The following is a 15,069-nucleotide window of genomic DNA, read 5'->3' on the forward strand; positions in this document are numbered from 1 at the left end:
CTAGCTCGCGTGTGAGACAGGGCAGCCAGGCGCCTGCTTCGGGAAGCTGCCGAGCTCGGCCAGCGGCGGAACGCCGGTCTTCTTGTAGTAGGTGAAGCTGCGGTCGTCCTGGGCCTTCTTGGGCCGGCGCCGCGCCGGCATCCGCGAGAGCACCTTGCCGCGCAACTTCAGCGCACCACGCGAGATGAGCTCGACGGGCTTGGGTGGGGCGTCGTACCGGAACGCCGCGCGCAGGGGCTGGTCCATGATCGACCGGGCGAACAGGTCGATGAGCGGGCGCACCGGCTTCGGGTAGAAGGACGCCATGAGGTCCTTCGTCGCATCAGCGACCCGGCGGCCGCCCTCGTCGAAAGCGAAGTGCTCGGCCTCGTAGGCATCCAGCGCGGCACAGAATTCCTGCCAGGTCTGCGGGATGTCCTTGATGTTCATGTGCCGCCCCAGCGTGCGGTAGTAGTTCGCGGTCGCGATCTTCTCCTGCTCCATCATCGGGCGGTAGCCGTAAGCGTCCATCCAGCGGATCGGCGTCGCGACGAAGGTGCACAGCACGTAGCGCATGTCGTCATTGGAGATCTCGTATGCACCGTGCATCTGATTGATTCGGCGGATCGCCGTGCGTGCATCCGGGTGCTCGAAGCCCTTCAGCAGCGGCTCCTCCAGCAGGATCGAGGTGTCGTCGTAACGCTTCTGCGCGCGCTCGGTGAATTCGCCGGTCGTGTCGAGCAGCCCTCCGACCGACGGCACAGCATAGGTGCGGTAGAGCGCGAACGACAGCGCCTGCAGGGTGTCCCACGGAAATTCGTGCATGGAGGAGATGCGCAGGATCTCCAGCCAGTCGGTCTGCGGATCGAGTGTGGCGATCTTCTTCTGCCAGTGGTCGCGCGTGAGCATGGCCGGCCTCCAGGTCGGGGTGGATTGAGCAATGAGAGCAACAAACTGATCGGTGTGTCAACTAATCACGGAAAGTGCAGGCGGCGGGCGTCAGATTGTTCGGCCTGAGCGCGCCCCACATCCGCCGCAAGCCACTCGACCGGTTCAGCGACGTGCTGATGCCCGGACGCCGAGGTGTGGACCGGCGTCCTGCCAACCGCACTGTCCTACCGCGAGCCGCAGACCGCGGCCGAGAGCACAGTCGCGGAGGTGTCGGCGTCGGTGCGCCGGCTGGTGGAGCGCTCTATCGAAGCGAGACCTGGCGACCGATGACACCCGCGCGGGCGCGGCGCTCGGCCTCGTTCAGCGGCTCGTCGCTCGCCATTGCCTTCTCGAGCTTGGCCTGCATGTCGGCGGTCGGCTTTTCGAACTCATCGGGATGCGCGTCGATCGAGACATCCCACACGGGCACGAGGACACCGTGGCCGCGGAACTGGCCGGCGAAGCGAGTGCCCTCGCCGAGGTTCAGCTCACCGGCGGCCGACAGCCGGGCCAGCGCGTCGAGCAGCTTGTCCTCGTCGTACGGCATCGGCCACCGCACGTGCGCCTTGGGCCCGGGCGCGCACCAGTAGGCCGCCTCGACACCCTGCAGCCGCACCGTCGGGAAGACCGTGTCGTTGGCGCGTTCCATCGAGGCGCGCACCTCCGGGGGCTGCCGGTCGGCGTCCACCAGCCAGAACGAGAAGTCGTCGTGCACGGTGACCTCGAGCGGGTCGTCGGTGAGGATGTCGGCGAGCGTCGGCCCGTCGAGCGGCGCGAACTCGATCGGCAGCAGGTCGCCCGGCTGGGCGTCGAGCGCTCGCAGCAGCGCGTGCGCGATGTCCCGCGAGGGGTCGGACGACGGAATGGTGGTCTGCGCCGCGACGAAGATCGAGTCGTCCTCGCGCACCATCGCCGGCACCGCCATCGGCAGCACGGTGGCCAGGGTGATCTCGCGGTCCGTCCCGTCCTTCAGCCTCAGCGGGGCGGTGGCCGCCGGCACCAGCTCGCGCAGAGCAACCCAGTCGCACTCGCTCGGCGTCCCCTCGAACGATCGCGCGACGATCGGCCGGTCGACCCTCTTGACCCGCTCGCGCTTGGGGGCGCCGGCCGCGGCGTGGCGCTCGGCGTTCTTCTGCCTCCGCTCGGACTTCTTGCTCATGACGCATCAGCCTAGTCGGCTGATGTTGGTCACTCCTGCGCGGCTGGGCATGCGTGCGCCGCCGAAATCGGGGAGGCTCGGTGCGTGCCTGTCATCGTTGTCTTCGCCATCGACGTCGTTCTGACGATCGCCTTCGCCATCATCGGCCGCGCCAGCCACGAGCACGGCCTGACGCTGGGCGGGATCGCGCAGACTGCGTGGCCGTTCCTCGTCGGTCTCGTCGTCGGCTGGCTCGTCGCCACGATGATCGCCAAGGGCTACCCCACCACCTGGCGGACGGCGTGGCCGGTCTGGATCATCACCGTCTTGGTCGGCATGCTGCTGCGCCAGTTCACCGGCCAGGGCACCGCTGCGGCGTTTGTCGCGGTCGCCACGCTCACCCTCGGCGTCCTCCTCATCGGGTGGCGGCTGCTCGCCTCGACGGCCCTGCGGCAGAACACCCCCACCGCGCAGTGACGCGGACCACTATCATTTCTCGGTGACGTGCCCGGGGTGCGGTCCGTGGGGCCGGCGCATGGGCGACGACGTCTTTGCTGCACGACTACCGAAAGCGAGTACCCCAGATGCAGGGCTTGATGCAGGACTACCAGCTCACCCTCCACAACATCTTCAACCGGATGGAGCGGATCTACCCCGACCACACGGTCGTGACGGGCGGGCCGCGTCCGAGCCGGTACACCTACGCCGAGGTGGCCGAGCGGATCCGCAAGCTCGGCACCGCGCTGGAGCAGAAGCTCGGGCTGGGCGCGGACGCCGTCGTGGGCTCGTTCTGCTGGAACCACGTGCAGCACCTCGAGCTGTACTACGCCGTCCCGATGTCCGGCCGCGTGCTGCACACCCTGAACATCCGGCTGTTCCCGCAGCAGATCGAGTACATCGCAGGGCACGCTGGCGACGAGATCATCTTCGTCGACCGCTCCCTGCTCCCGCTGCTGCTGCCGCTCCGCGAGCAGCTCCCCAGCGTCACCAAGTACGTCGTCATCGACGACACCCCGGAGGGCCAGGAGGGCCCGGAGATCCCCTCGGACGGTGCCTTCTTCGACTACGAGGAGCTGATCGGCGACTGCGAGCCGATCACGGCGTTCCCGGAGGCGAACGAGAACGACGGCGTCACCTTCTGCTACACCTCCGGCACCACCGGCAACCCCAAGGGCGTTCTGTACTCGCACCGCTCGATGTGGCTGCACGCGATGGCCTGCACCTCCACCGCCGGGGCGGGCGTCAAGCCGACCGACACGGTGATGCCGGTCGTGCCGATGTTCCACGCCAACGCGTGGGGCTTCATCCACTCGGCTCCCATGGTCGGGGCGAACCTGGTGCTGCCGGCGTCCGACATGACACCGCACGGGTTGTCCAAACTGATCGTCAACGAGGGGGTCACCCTCGCCGCCGGCGTACCGACCATCTGGCAGGGCATCGTCCCGCTGTTCGACCGGTACGACTTCAGCAAGCTCGACCGGATCCTGTGCGGCGGCTCCGCTGTTCCGGCCGGCCTGATCAAGGAATGGCGCAAGGTCGACGTCCTGGTCTGGCAGGCATGGGGCATGACCGAGACGAACCCGGTCGCCTCCGGCGCGATCATCGATCCTCGCCTCGACGGCAAGTCCGAGGACGAGCTGCTGCCGCACCGGGCGCGCGCGGGCACTCCCCCGCCGGGAGTCGAGTTCCGCATCGTCGAGCCCGACAGCACCAACGAGCTGCCGTGGGACGACGTGGCAACCGGTGACCTGCAAGTCCGCGGCCCGTGGATCGCGCGCGACTACTACAACCCGGACGCCGGAGTCGAGCTGAGCACCGAGGACGGGTGGATGTCGACCGGTGACGTCGCGGCCATCGATCCGTTCGGCTCGGTGCGGATCGCCGACCGCACCAAGGACCTCGTGAAGTCCGGCGGTGAGTGGATCTCCTCGGTCGACATCGAGAACATCCTGATGGGCCACGACAAGATCCGCGAGGCGGCGGTCATCGGCATCCCCCACCCGAAGTGGGACGAGCGGCCCCTGGCCTGCGTCGTGCTCGAGGAAGGTCAGGAGATGACCGCCGAGGACGTCAAGGAATACCTCGCACCGCAGATCGCCAAGTGGTGGATGCCCGACGCCATCGAGTTCATCGACGAGGTGCCCAAGACCAGCGTCGGCAAGATGAGCAAGAAGGACCTGCGCGACCAGTTCAAGGAGTACCAGCTCCCCACCGCGTAGCCTCCACGCCCGGCCAGGGCATGATTGCCCTGGCCGGGTGCTGTTGCAGAGAAGGAGAGACCGATGACCACCGAGACCTCGACCGAGATCAACGGGCTCCGTTTCGCCTATGAGGTGCACGGGTCGGAGGACGCCGCTCCGCTGCTGCTCATCGCGGGCCTCGGCATGCAGATGATCGGCTGGCAGCCCGGCTTCATCGATGCCCTCGTGCAGCGCGGCTTCCGCGTCATCCGGTTCGACAACCGCGACAGCGGACGCTCCAGCTTCATCGATGACGCGCCGGCGCCCGACATCGCGGCGCTGCACGGCGGTGACACCTCCAGCGTCCGATACACGCTGAGCGACATGGCGGGCGACGCCGTCGGCCTGCTGGACGCGCTCGGGATCGTGCAGGCGCACGTCGTCGGCATCTCGATGGGCGGGATGATCGCCCAGCAGGTCGCGATCGACCACCCGGAGAAGGTCCTGTCACTGACCTCGATCATGTCGACCACGGGCGACCGGTCGGTCGGCGGCGCCACGCCCGAGGCCACCGCGGCGCTCATGACGCCGGTGCCGCTGGATCACGACGAGGCGCTCACCAAGCTGACCAACGACAGCCGCATCATCGGCTCACCCGGCTTCCCCTTCGACGAGGCCGCCGTCCGGGCACGTCATGCGGCCGCCATCGAACGAGCCAACAACCCCGCCGGCACGGCCCGGCAGTTCGGCGCCATCATGGCCAGCCCCGACCGCACCCCGGCGCTGCGTGGCCTGTCGGTGCCGGCTCTGGTGATCCACGGTGCGGAGGATCCGCTGGTCGGCCTCAGCGGCGGCGAGGCGACCGCCCGCGCCATCCCAGGCGCGCGTCTCGTGGTCATCGAGGGAATGGGCCACGACCTGCCCGAGCAGCTCTGGGACAGGCTGGCCGACGAGATCTCGACCCTCAAGTAAACAGATCCGGACACGGCGGCCGACCACTCGATCCGCCACGGGGCTAGATGACCGTCGGCTCCTGGCCGGATTCGCTGACCATCGGCCTGCCGGATGCTGACCACGCGCGCATTCCGCCATCGATGTTGATCGCCTCGATGCCCTGCGCGTCAAGCCACTCGACGACGCGAGAGCTACGTCCACCGCTACGGCAGATCACGAAGATCTCATCGGCGTCCGGCAGTTCGCCGAGCCGCTGCGGTACCTCCGCCACCGGGATGTGCGTGGCCCCGTCGATGTGCCCTGCGGCCCACTCGTCGTCCTCGCGGACGTCGAGCACCGTCGGGTCGGACGGAAGCTGGTCGACGCTGGTCTGTCGAATGCTCATTCCTCGATCCTGCCACGCCCGGCCGCCGCCGCGCTGAGCGGAATCTACGCACAGACGGATCTTGAAGTGCACTATGCACTTTAGGTGCCGGACCTGCGTAGCACTTTAGGTGCCGGACCTGCGTAGTTTCGATCGCCCTACTTCAGCAGCCGGTCCATCCGGCGATCGTTGAGCTTCTTCCCGCCGGTCTGACAGGTCGGGCAGTACTGGTAGCTCTTGTCGGCCAGCGAGATCTCGGCGATGGTGTCGCCGCATACCGGGCACGGCAGCCCCGTACGCGCATGTACTCGCAGGCCAGAGCGTTTCTCTGCCTTCAGGGTCGCCGCCTGTTGACCGACCGAACGCGCGACGGCGTCCGACTCGATCTCGATGATGGCGGCGGCCAGCGCTTCCAGCTCGTCGTCGGTGAGCTTGCCGGCGATCTTGAACGGGGAGAGCTTCGCCGCGTGCAGGATCTCATCGCTGTAGGCGTTGCCGATACCGGCGATCACCCGCTGATCGGTGAGGGTGTTCTTGATGCGACCGGCCTGGCCCGCGAGCGCGGCCTTGAGCCCGGCGGCATCGAGCGAGAGCGCGTCGGGGCCGAGCCGCGCGATGCCTGGGACCTCCTGCGGGTCGCGGACGACGTACACCGCTAGACCCTTCTTCGTTCCGGCCTCGGTGAGGTCGAAACCGCTCCCGTCGTCGAGGTGCACCCGTACCGCGAGCGGACCCCTGCCGGGTCGCGGCGGGGCCTTCGGCAGCTCGTCATTCCAGCGCAGCCACCCTGCGCGGGCCAGGTGGACGACGAGGTGCAGGCCGTCGACGTCCAGGTCGAGGAACTTGCCGTGGCGGCCGGCGCCGGTCACGCTCACACCCTGGAGGGCGGTGAACGGCGGATCGAAGGTCTTGATCGCGGAGATCGCCGCCACGTCGATGCGCTCTATGAATTTCCCGACGGCATGCTCCCGCAGGTGATGGGCGAGCGCTTCGACCTCGGGTAGCTCCGGCATGGCTCCATCCTGCCACGTGCCTGCGGAACCACTCGACCTGCTCGGTGGTCCGTGCGGCATGGACTGACTGCCTCGCCACGCGATCATCACGGCAACCCTGCTCACGGCGATGACGGTATGGACCGCTGTTCCAGCGGACGATGACCGGGCCAAAACGCTTCCGGTGGGACCGCCAGATGTCGTCTTCGTCCCCGAGGGCTACCAGGTCAGCAGCACATGGCGAGGTAAGACCGACGCGGGTGTCCCGTACCCGGGCAGCGAGATCACCTGGCTCTATGACCCCGATGACCCGACGCGCACAGCGCTGATCGGCAGTTCGTACGACCGCGGCAGCCCCGGGAAGGGCGAGGACATGACAGGCGCAAGTTTCCCACTTTCCAGGCCGCCACCGACGCCACCGTGACCCTCGAGGAAGACGGCGACCGATTGGTGCTGATCAGTGAGCCGCCAGATCAGGATGACCCCTACCCCTACACCTTCATCGAGTCCCACGGCCTCACTAGGGAAGAGGTGCCGCACTCGCCTCCTGGACCAGCTGGACCGAGAGCTACTGGCCGCTGATCCACGGTAGTCTGCCGGAAGGGATGACGGAGCTCGGTGTGACGCCCATGCCCATTCCGCCGCATGAGGCACACCGTGTCGAGGTCATCGCGCCGTATGGCGAGCAGATTCGGGTCTCGACGTTGCGCGCGCCTCCCGTGCTGGTCGAGTACTACGGCGCCTACTACGAAAGCGAGCCGATCGAACGCCGTGGGCAGCCGGGCTACCGGCTGTCGATCAACAGACAGATCATCGACGTGTGGGCCGAGGACGGGAACGTGATTGCGCTGTGGCTGCAACGCAATGAGACCCCGCCGTCCGACGGAATCGCCGAGACCCTGATTGCCAAGTCCGCCAGCGAGCTCGACACGCTGGACACCGTCGACTAGGCGCGCCGGCTACAGCGACGCGATCCAGTCCTTCAGGATCCGCGCGAGCTCGTCGGGCACGGTCATCGGGCCCATGTGCGACGAGCGGGTCTCGGCTTTGGTGATGTGGTCGCCTTCCAGGTCGATCTCGGGCATCGAAAGGTCGTCCGTGCCGCTCACGAACAGCACCGGGATCTCGGGGCGTTGCAGGATCGTGCCGGAATGGTCGGCCCGGTCGCGGATCGTGGTCAGCGCGAATCGTGCGCCGTCCACGCTGGCCTGCTTGGTGATCGCGATGGCCTCCTCGAACATCTCCGGCGGGTCGTAGTCGGCGAAGTACGCCGGGAACAGGGCGCGGACGACGTCGTCCCACGGCTCGGTCTCGAACCGCTTGATCGCATCGGTGCGCCCCTGCTGCTTCTCGGGCGGGTCGGCGTACGGCTGGGAGTAGATGATCGCGGCGGCCTGTAGCGCCTGCGGCTGGCTGGCGATGATCTCGCACACTGCGTACCCACCCCAGGAATGCCCGACGACGACCGGATCCTGGACGCCGATGGCGTCGAGGGTCTGCGCGATCTCTCGGGCGAGGTCCGGCATCGTGGCGACGTCGGCCGGGACCTCGCTGCCGCCGTGGCCGGGGAGGTCGAGGGTGACGACGTCGTACTCGTCGGCCAGCAGCGGTACGACGCGGGAGAAGATGTCGTGCGAGCCGAGCAGGCCGTGGATCAGGACGATGGTGCGGCCGGAGCCGGCGCGCTGATGCTGAAGCATGTCGCGAGAATAGCCGGGATCGCGCCGCACGCGAACAGTCGAGGGGGTTGACCTGAGCAGGAGGGCTTGACCTGAGCAGGAGGGCTTGAGCTGAGCGAGAGGGGATTAATCCCCTCTTGCTGAGTAGATCCCCTCCCGCGCCGGCGAACCCCTCTTACGCGAGGTGCTGGGACGCTCTTCGTGACACGATGGCGAGATGGATACCGACGTCGTTGTCGTAGGGGCCGGGCTCGCCGGGCTGGTCGCCGCTGCCGAGCTGGTGGATGCCGGACGCCGCGTGATCATCGTGGAGCAGGAGGGTGAGCAGAACCTCGGCGGCCAGGCACACTGGTCGCTCGGTGGGCTGTTCCTGGTCGACACCCCCGAGCAGCGCCGCATGGGCATCAAGGACTCGTACGAGCTGGCGCTGCAGGACTGGATGGGCACCGCCGACTTCGGTCGCGACGAGGACTACTGGCCGCGGCAGTGGGCCGAGGCGTACGTCGACTTCGCGACGGGCGAGAAGCGCGGATGGCTGCACGATCAAGGCATGCGCTGGTTCCCGGTCGTCGGCTGGGCCGAGCGCGGCGGGTACGGCGCGATCGGGCACGGAAACTCGGTGCCGCGCTTCCACATCACCTGGGGGACCGGTCCGGGGGTCGTCGCGCCCTTCGAGCGGCGGGTCCGCGCGGGCGCCGACAAGGGCGCGGCGCAGCTGCGCTTCCGCCACCAGGTCGACGAGCTGATCATCGAGGACGGCGCTGCGGTCGGCGTCCGCGGCACCCTCCTGGCGCCCGACTCTGCAGACCGCGGGGCGGCGTCCAACCGCGAGCAGGCCGGTGAGTTCGAGATCCGGGCGCAGGCGGTGATCGTGACCAGCGGCGGCATCGGCGGCAACCACGACCTGGTGCGCTCGTACTGGCCCAAGCGGCTCGGCGGTCCGCCGAGGTCGATGGTGGCGGGCGTCCCGGCGCACGTCGACGGACGGATGCGGGAGCAGGCCGCGGCGCAGGGCGCGCACCTGATCAACGCCGACCGCATGTGGCACTACGTCGAGGGAATCCGCGACTGGGAGCCGAAGTGGGCCAACCACGGCATCCGGATCCTGCCCGGGCCGTCGTCCCTTTGGTTCGACGCGGAGGGACGCCGCCTTCCGGTGCCGCTGTTCCCCGGCTTCGACACGCTGGGCACGTTGACGCACCTGCGCGAGACCGGCCACGACCACTCGTGGTTCATCCTCACCCAGCAGATCATCGAGAAGGAGTTCGCTCTGTCCGGGTCGGAGAAGAACCCCGACCTCACCGGCAAAGACCTCAAGCTCACCCTGCAACGCGTCAAGGCGGGCGCCCCCGGCCCGGTCGAGGCCTTCAAGCAGCACGGCGAGGACTTCGTCGTCGCCGAGACCCTCTCCGAGCTGCTGGAGGGTATGCAGCGGCTGGACGGCGGCGAGCTGCTGGACGTCGACCGGGTGCACCGCGAGGTGCTCGCGCGCGACCGCGAGATGGACAACGCCTTCACCAAGGACCTGCAGATAGCTGCGCTGCGTCAGGCCCGCTCGTACCGCGGCGACAAGCTCGCGCGGGTCGCCACCCCGCACAAGCTCACCGACCCGAAGGCGGGCCCGCTGATCGCCGTCCGGCTGCACATCCTGACCCGAAAGACGCTCGGCGGGCTGGAGACCAACCTCGAATCCCAGGTGATGCGTCCTGATGGCTCCGCCTTCGACGGGCTCTACGCCGCGGGCGAGGTCGCCGGGTTCGGCGGTGGTGGCGTCCACGGCAACCGGGCGCTGGAAGGGACCTTCCTCGGCGGCTGCATCTTCAGCGGACGCACCGCCGGCCGCAGCGCCTCCCGCGCCGTCGTCTGACCCCCCACGGTCGTCGACCGCGGCGGAACCGCGTGGGGACGCCGCAGGACGATGATGCCCGCGACCGGACGGCCCCTAGGAACCCTTCTTCGCGGCTTTCGCCGCCTTCTTGAAGTCCCGCACCTTCTGGAGGCTCTCTGGGCCGGTCACGTCGGCGACCGACCGGGTCGCGCCCTCGTCGGCGTACGGTCCGATGGTCTTGCGCCAGGCGTACGGGCGGTGGTCGAGCTGCTTACCGAGCAGGGCCGCGAAGATCCGTGCCTTCTGCTCGCCGAAGCCGGGCAGTGCCTGCAGCCGCTTCAGCAGATCGGCGGCGCCGTCCGACTCGGTCCAGATCGCCTCGGCACGGCCCTCGTACTGCTCGAGGACGACGCGAGCGAGATCCTGTACGCGGCGAGCCATCGAGCGACCGTAGCGGTGGATGGCGGGCGGGGTCGCGCAGATTTCCTCGAACTCGGTCTGCTCGTACGCCGCGATTGTCTGCGGATCGAAGCTGCCGATGCGGCTGGCGATCTTCTGCGGACCGCGAAAGGCGTGCTCCATCGGGTACTGCTGGTCCAGCAACATGCCTACCAGCAGCGCGAACGGGTTCTCAGTGAGCAGCCGGTCGGCTTCCGGCTCCTGGGCGATCTGCAGCATGCCGCCCACCCTAACCCGCTCATCTACCCGTCAAAAACCGCGCAGATCTGGCACTCAAAGTGCACAGTGCGCTCGAGGTCCCGAATGTGCGTAGTTTTCGTCGGTCTCCGCGCTAGTTTTCCCGAGGGGCCACGAAGCCGACCTGCCGCCAGGCCTCGTAGACGGCGATCGCGGCGCTGTTCGAGAGGTTCAGCGACCGCCGGCCGGGCAGCATGGGCAGGTGCACCCGCTCGGTGACCCTCGGTGAGGCAAGCACTGCGGGCGGGAGCCCGTCGGACTCGCGGCCGAACAGCAGTACATCACCGTCGCGGTAGGCAATGTCGGCGTACGACGCGGACCCGCCACGGGTGAAGGCAAAGACTCGCGGGTGGTCCGAGAACCCGTCGAGGCAGGCGTCCAGGCTCGGATGCACGTGCACCTTGGCGAGGTCGTGGTAGTCGAGACCGGCGCGCCGCAGCTGCTTGTCCTCGAGCGTGAAGCCCAGCGGCTCGATCAGGTGCAGCTCTGCCGGCGCGCAGGCGACCAGCCGGATCGCGTTGCCGGGATTCGGCGGGATCTCGGGCTGATGGAAGACGACGCGCAGCACCCGCCCATCTCATCACGGCCGTCCTCGCGGGCTATCGCGCGGCGGCGCAGGTTCGGCACATTGACGCCATGGAATCGAGTCGTGGCTACGCCACTGGTTTCTGACCCGGACGGTCGGCCCCGCCCGCTACGCCGCCGCACCTTCTGAGCGCCGCTCGTTCAGGAGGCAGCCGCGACGTTGGCGGGGAGCCAGCGCTGGGAGGTACCCACGGTCACGAGTCGCTGAGTAGCACGTGTCAGGACGACGTACAGCAGGCGGACGCCGCGGTCGTCGTCGCCGGCGATCTGGTCCGGCTCGACCACGACGACACCGTCGTACTCCAGCCCCTTCACCGACAGCTCGTCGATCACGACCACGCGATCCCGCCCAGGCAGCGCGCGTTCGCCGCCGCTGAGCCAGGACGTCACCTCCTCGACCCGGGACGCCGGTGCGATCACCGCGACGGTGCCCTCGACATCGTCGAGCATCCTGCGGACGGCGTCCAGCACGGGCAGGCGCAGATCCCGCGAGAGGACGTGCTCGGGCGGATGGCCGGTCGAGCGAACGGCGGCCGGGATGTCGGCGTCCGGCATCACCGTGCGCACGACGTCCGCTGCAAGCGTGAAGACCTCGGCCGGCGAGCGGTAATTGGTGTCGAGGAGGAACTCGCGCCGCGGGGGGCGGGCCAGCGCCTCGTCCATCGCCGCGCGCGCCTCGGCGGGGTCATGCCAGGAGGTCTGGGCGATGTCGCCGACGACCGTCCACGAGGCGTTGCGGCCGCGGCGACCGAGCATCCGCCACTGCATCGGCGAGAGGTCCTGCGCCTCGTCGAGGATCACGTGCCCGTACCCCGAGTAGTTCTCCGGACGCACTCGCGGCCCAGCTGCGGCGTACTCGCGGTCGGCCGCGGTGGTGAGCTCCTGCAGCTCGGCGATCTCGAGCTCGGTGCGCTGCTTCGGCGGTGGCGGGATCTCGCCCAGGACGTCGCGGATCTCGTCGAGCAGGGCGACGTCCTGCGCCGACAGTGCCATTGAACCGTCGACCGCCGTGTGCGCGCTCCAGTCTGTCGCGAGCGCCTCGATCTCATCGCGCCGCAGCACGCCCGACGAGCAGGTCTGCAGATACTTCGCATCACCGAGGGCGCGCAGCACGTCGTGCGGGCGGCGCATCGGCCACCACGCCGCGAAGAATGCGTCGTACTCGTCTCGTTCGGCGAGGTCCTCCCGGAACTCGGCGATGGTACGGTCTGCGGCCAGCTGGGCCGGCAGACGCCGGTACAGCAACTCGGACAGCGCGTCCTTGGCGGCCCGCAACGACCGGTTGTACTTGCGGTTGCCGCGCAGTACCGAACGACGGATCGACCGCAGCTCGGACTGGGTCACCTGCAGCACCTCGCCGCGGTAGAACAGCCGCAGGCTCTCGGCGGTCGAGGGATCGGCGAACCGAGCCGCCCGGGAGACGACGGGCGCGATGCGCGCGGATCCTTTGATCCGGCTCAGCTCCGGCGAGTCGATGCGGGCGGCCGCATAGCCATCGACGAGCTCCCCCACCGAGCGCAGGGACGCTGAGTCCTCGCCGAGGGAGGGCAGCACCCGCTCGATGTAGCGCATGAAGGTCCGCGAGGGTCCGACGACCAGCACGCCGCTGCTCTCGAACTTGCGCCGATCGCGATAGAGCAGGTAAGCCGCGCGGTGCAGCGCGACGACGGTCTTCCCGGTGCCCGGGCCGCCACTGATGATCGTGACGCCGTCCCCCGGTGCCCGGATGGCCTCGTCCTGATGGGCCTGGATGGTGGCGACGATGTCGCGCATCTGCCCGGTACGGGCCCGCGACAAGGATGCGATGAGCGCGCCGTCCCCGATTACGTTCATGCCCTCGAGCGACGCGTCGGGATCGAGCAGGTCGTCCTCGACCGAGACGACCTTCTCGCGCACGCACCGGATCACACGGCGGCGTACGACGTCCAACCGCTCGGCTGCCGTGGCCCGGTAGAAGGGGGCGGCGGCCGGGGCGCGCCAGTCGAGGACCAGCGGCTCGAAGCCTTCGTCCAGGACGCCGATCCGACCGACGTGGTGCACGGTCCTGTCGTCGAAGTCGAGGCGCCCGAAGACCAGTCCCTCGTGCTCGCGGTTGAGCAGGTGCTTGCGACGGGCCGCGACGTGCACGAAGGCATCGCGCTCGACCAGGCCACCGAAGGACCCCGAGCGGCCGCGCGCCAGGCCCTCCTGGGTGATCGCGTCGGCGTTGCGCAGGAGTATCTCGACCCGGGCGTTGACCTTGTCGACGTGCGCCTGCTCGCGGGCGATCTCGACCGACTCGACGTCGTCCGGTTGCTCTTGCACGTGGAGCTGCTCCTGAGATGTTGCGGCCGCGCTCTCGGTGGCGCAGAAGCATCAATCCTACGCCTCGATACGGCGGCGAGGCACGCTCCTCCCGGCCGCTGGACGAGCGCTCATCGCACCGCGCCACAGCGACGTACACTCGACGAGATGAGCAGCCCTACCCCTGACGAGACGCTCCAGGAGCGGGTAAGCAGGCTGCGCTCCGAGGGCCGCCTGGTCGACCGGTTCGGTCGGGTAGCGACCGACCTGCGGATCTCGCTGATCGACAAGTGCAACCTGCGCTGCACCTACTGCATGCCGGCCGAAGGCCTGCCCTGGCTGCCCAAGGAGCAGCTGCTCACCGACGACGAGATCGTTCGGCTGGCGCGCATCGCCGTCGAGAAGCTGGGCATCGAGGAGATCCGGTTCACCGGCGGCGAGCCGTTGCTGCGCCCCGGGCTGGTCTCGATCCTCGATCAGGTGACCTCGCTGAGCCCGCGCCCCCAGACCGCCCTGACGACCAACGGCCTCGGGATGGCGCGCATCGCCCCGGCCCTCAAGGACGCCGGGCTGGACCGGGTCAACATCTCGCTCGACACCCTCGCCCCGGAGCGGTTCGTCGCGCTGACCCGCCGCGACCGGCTGCACGACGTCCTCGACGGCATCGCGGCGGCCCAGCAGGCCGGGCTCACGCCGGTCAAGATCAACACCGTCCTGATGCGCGGCGTCAACGACGACGAGGCGCCAGCGCTGCTTCGTTGGTGCCTCGCACACGGTTACGAGCTGCGCTTCATCGAGCAGATGCCGCTCGACGGCGGGCACATCTGGGACCGTCATCAGATGATCACTGCGCAGGAGATCCTCGCCGAGCTGCAGCAGCACTTCGACCTCACGCCCGACCCCGCACACCGTGGTGCCGCGCCGGCCGAGACCTGGCTGGTCGATGGGGGTCCGATCCGGGTCGGCGTGATCGGCTCGGTCACCCGGCCGTTTTGCGGCGACTGCGACCGCACCCGGCTGACCGCCGACGGCCAGATCCGCAACTGCCTGTTCGCCACCGAGGAATCTGACCTGCGGGCGGCGCTGCGCGGGGGCGCGAGCGATGACGAGCTCGCCGATCGGTGGCGGACCGCGATGATCGGCAAGCGCGCCGGGCACGGGATCGACGATCCGTCCTTCCTGCAGCCGGCCAGGCCCATGTCAGCAATCGGGGGATAGATGTCCGTTCACGTTCGTTACTTCGCCGCAGCGGCAGCCGCCGCGGGTCTCGACGAGGAGACCGTCGAGCCGGGCACGCTCGCACAGATCACCGACGCGATCGGCGAGCAGCACGGCGCGCTGATGGTCAAGGTGCTGCCCGCCTGCAGCTTCCTGGTCGACGGTACGGCGACGACCGATCTCGCTACCTCCGTGCAGGCCGGCAGCACGATCGACGTCCTGCCGCCCTTCGCGGGCGGCTGA

At 68.8% G+C, this 15,069-nt stretch carries 15 protein-coding genes; 7 read left to right on the forward strand and 8 right to left on the reverse strand.

Going from position 1 to position 15,069, the window contains the following annotated elements:
- A complete protein-coding gene (locus DAA40_RS07445; protein WP_106848978.1) occupies positions 1–888 on the reverse strand; it encodes an oxygenase MpaB family protein in 888 nt (295 codons plus the stop codon).
- A 283-nt stretch (positions 889–1,171) separates the two neighbouring features.
- Positions 1,172–2,068 (reverse strand): DUF5926 family protein, encoded by an 897-nt coding sequence (locus tag DAA40_RS07450; RefSeq protein ID WP_106848979.1) that lies wholly within the window; start codon positions 2,066–2,068, stop codon positions 1,172–1,174.
- An 84-nt stretch (positions 2,069–2,152) separates the two neighbouring features.
- Here DAA40_RS07450 and DAA40_RS07455 point away from each other — a divergent pair, with 84 nt between their 5' ends.
- From DAA40_RS07455 to DAA40_RS07465, 3 genes are all read left to right on the forward strand, one after another.
- Complete coding sequence (locus DAA40_RS07455; protein WP_106848980.1) at positions 2,153–2,524, forward strand: DUF3054 domain-containing protein; 372 nt, start codon at positions 2,153–2,155, stop codon at positions 2,522–2,524.
- Positions 2,525–2,631: 107 nt separating this feature from the next.
- On the forward strand, positions 2,632–4,266 hold the full coding sequence (locus DAA40_RS07460) for a long-chain fatty acid--CoA ligase (protein WP_106848981.1): 1,635 nt from the start codon (positions 2,632–2,634) through the stop codon (positions 4,264–4,266).
- A 63-nt stretch (positions 4,267–4,329) separates the two neighbouring features.
- Positions 4,330–5,199 carry an alpha/beta fold hydrolase gene (locus DAA40_RS07465; RefSeq protein WP_106848982.1) on the forward strand — a complete coding sequence of 290 codons (870 nt, stop codon included), beginning with the start codon at positions 4,330–4,332 and terminating at the stop codon, positions 5,197–5,199.
- 43 nt (positions 5,200–5,242) lie between these two features.
- Here DAA40_RS07465 and DAA40_RS07470 read toward each other — a convergent pair whose 3' ends face one another.
- Together DAA40_RS07470 and DAA40_RS07475 are read right to left on the reverse strand one after the other, a co-directional pair.
- Positions 5,243–5,566, reverse strand: a complete 324-nt coding sequence (locus DAA40_RS07470; RefSeq protein WP_106848983.1) for a rhodanese-like domain-containing protein — start codon at positions 5,564–5,566, stop codon at positions 5,243–5,245.
- A 137-nt stretch (positions 5,567–5,703) separates the two neighbouring features.
- Positions 5,704–6,558 (reverse strand): Fpg/Nei family DNA glycosylase, encoded by an 855-nt coding sequence (locus DAA40_RS07475; RefSeq protein ID WP_106848984.1) that lies wholly within the window; start codon positions 6,556–6,558, stop codon positions 5,704–5,706.
- Between the two features lie 608 nt (positions 6,559–7,166).
- Between DAA40_RS07475 and DAA40_RS07480 the strand changes: the two genes are divergently transcribed.
- Positions 7,167–7,487, forward strand: a complete 321-nt coding sequence (locus DAA40_RS07480) for a hypothetical protein (RefSeq protein WP_158716296.1) — start codon at positions 7,167–7,169, stop codon at positions 7,485–7,487.
- Positions 7,488–7,496: 9 nt separating this feature from the next.
- Here the strand turns inward: DAA40_RS07480 and DAA40_RS07485 are convergent, their stop codons facing one another.
- Positions 7,497–8,237: an alpha/beta fold hydrolase gene (locus DAA40_RS07485; RefSeq protein ID WP_158716297.1), complete on the reverse strand. Its 741-nt coding sequence runs from the start codon at positions 8,235–8,237 to the stop codon at positions 7,497–7,499.
- Positions 8,238–8,433: 196 nt separating this feature from the next.
- Here DAA40_RS07485 and DAA40_RS07490 point away from each other — a divergent pair, with 196 nt between their 5' ends.
- Positions 8,434–10,083 (forward strand): FAD-binding dehydrogenase, encoded by a 1,650-nt coding sequence (locus DAA40_RS07490; RefSeq protein ID WP_106848987.1) that lies wholly within the window; start codon positions 8,434–8,436, stop codon positions 10,081–10,083.
- Positions 10,084–10,158: 75 nt separating this feature from the next.
- On the opposite strand, the gene DAA40_RS07495 is transcribed toward DAA40_RS07490, so the two are convergent.
- The 3 genes from DAA40_RS07495 to DAA40_RS07505 form a co-directional block, all read right to left on the reverse strand.
- Positions 10,159–10,722 (reverse strand): HhH-GPD-type base excision DNA repair protein, encoded by a 564-nt coding sequence (locus DAA40_RS07495; protein WP_106849319.1) that lies wholly within the window; start codon positions 10,720–10,722, stop codon positions 10,159–10,161.
- A gap of 112 nt (positions 10,723–10,834) precedes the next feature.
- Positions 10,835–11,308 carry a tRNA (cytidine(34)-2'-O)-methyltransferase gene (locus tag DAA40_RS07500; RefSeq protein ID WP_106848988.1) on the reverse strand — a complete coding sequence of 158 codons (474 nt, stop codon included), beginning with the start codon at positions 11,306–11,308 and terminating at the stop codon, positions 10,835–10,837.
- Positions 11,309–11,466: 158 nt separating this feature from the next.
- Entirely contained in the window at positions 11,467–13,629 is a 2,163-nt protein-coding gene (locus DAA40_RS07505) for an ATP-binding domain-containing protein (RefSeq protein ID WP_106848989.1), read from the reverse strand.
- A 147-nt stretch (positions 13,630–13,776) separates the two neighbouring features.
- Here DAA40_RS07505 and moaA point away from each other — a divergent pair, with 147 nt between their 5' ends.
- Positions 13,777–14,826 (forward strand): GTP 3',8-cyclase MoaA, encoded by a 1,050-nt coding sequence (gene moaA / locus DAA40_RS07510; protein WP_106848990.1) that lies wholly within the window; start codon positions 13,777–13,779, stop codon positions 14,824–14,826.
- A complete protein-coding gene (locus DAA40_RS07515; RefSeq protein WP_106848991.1) occupies positions 14,827–15,069 on the forward strand; it encodes a MoaD/ThiS family protein in 243 nt (80 codons plus the stop codon).

It is taken from the genome of Blastococcus sp. Marseille-P5729 (assembly GCF_900292035.1).
In the GTDB taxonomy this organism is placed as follows: domain Bacteria; phylum Actinomycetota; class Actinomycetes; order Mycobacteriales; family Antricoccaceae; genus Cumulibacter.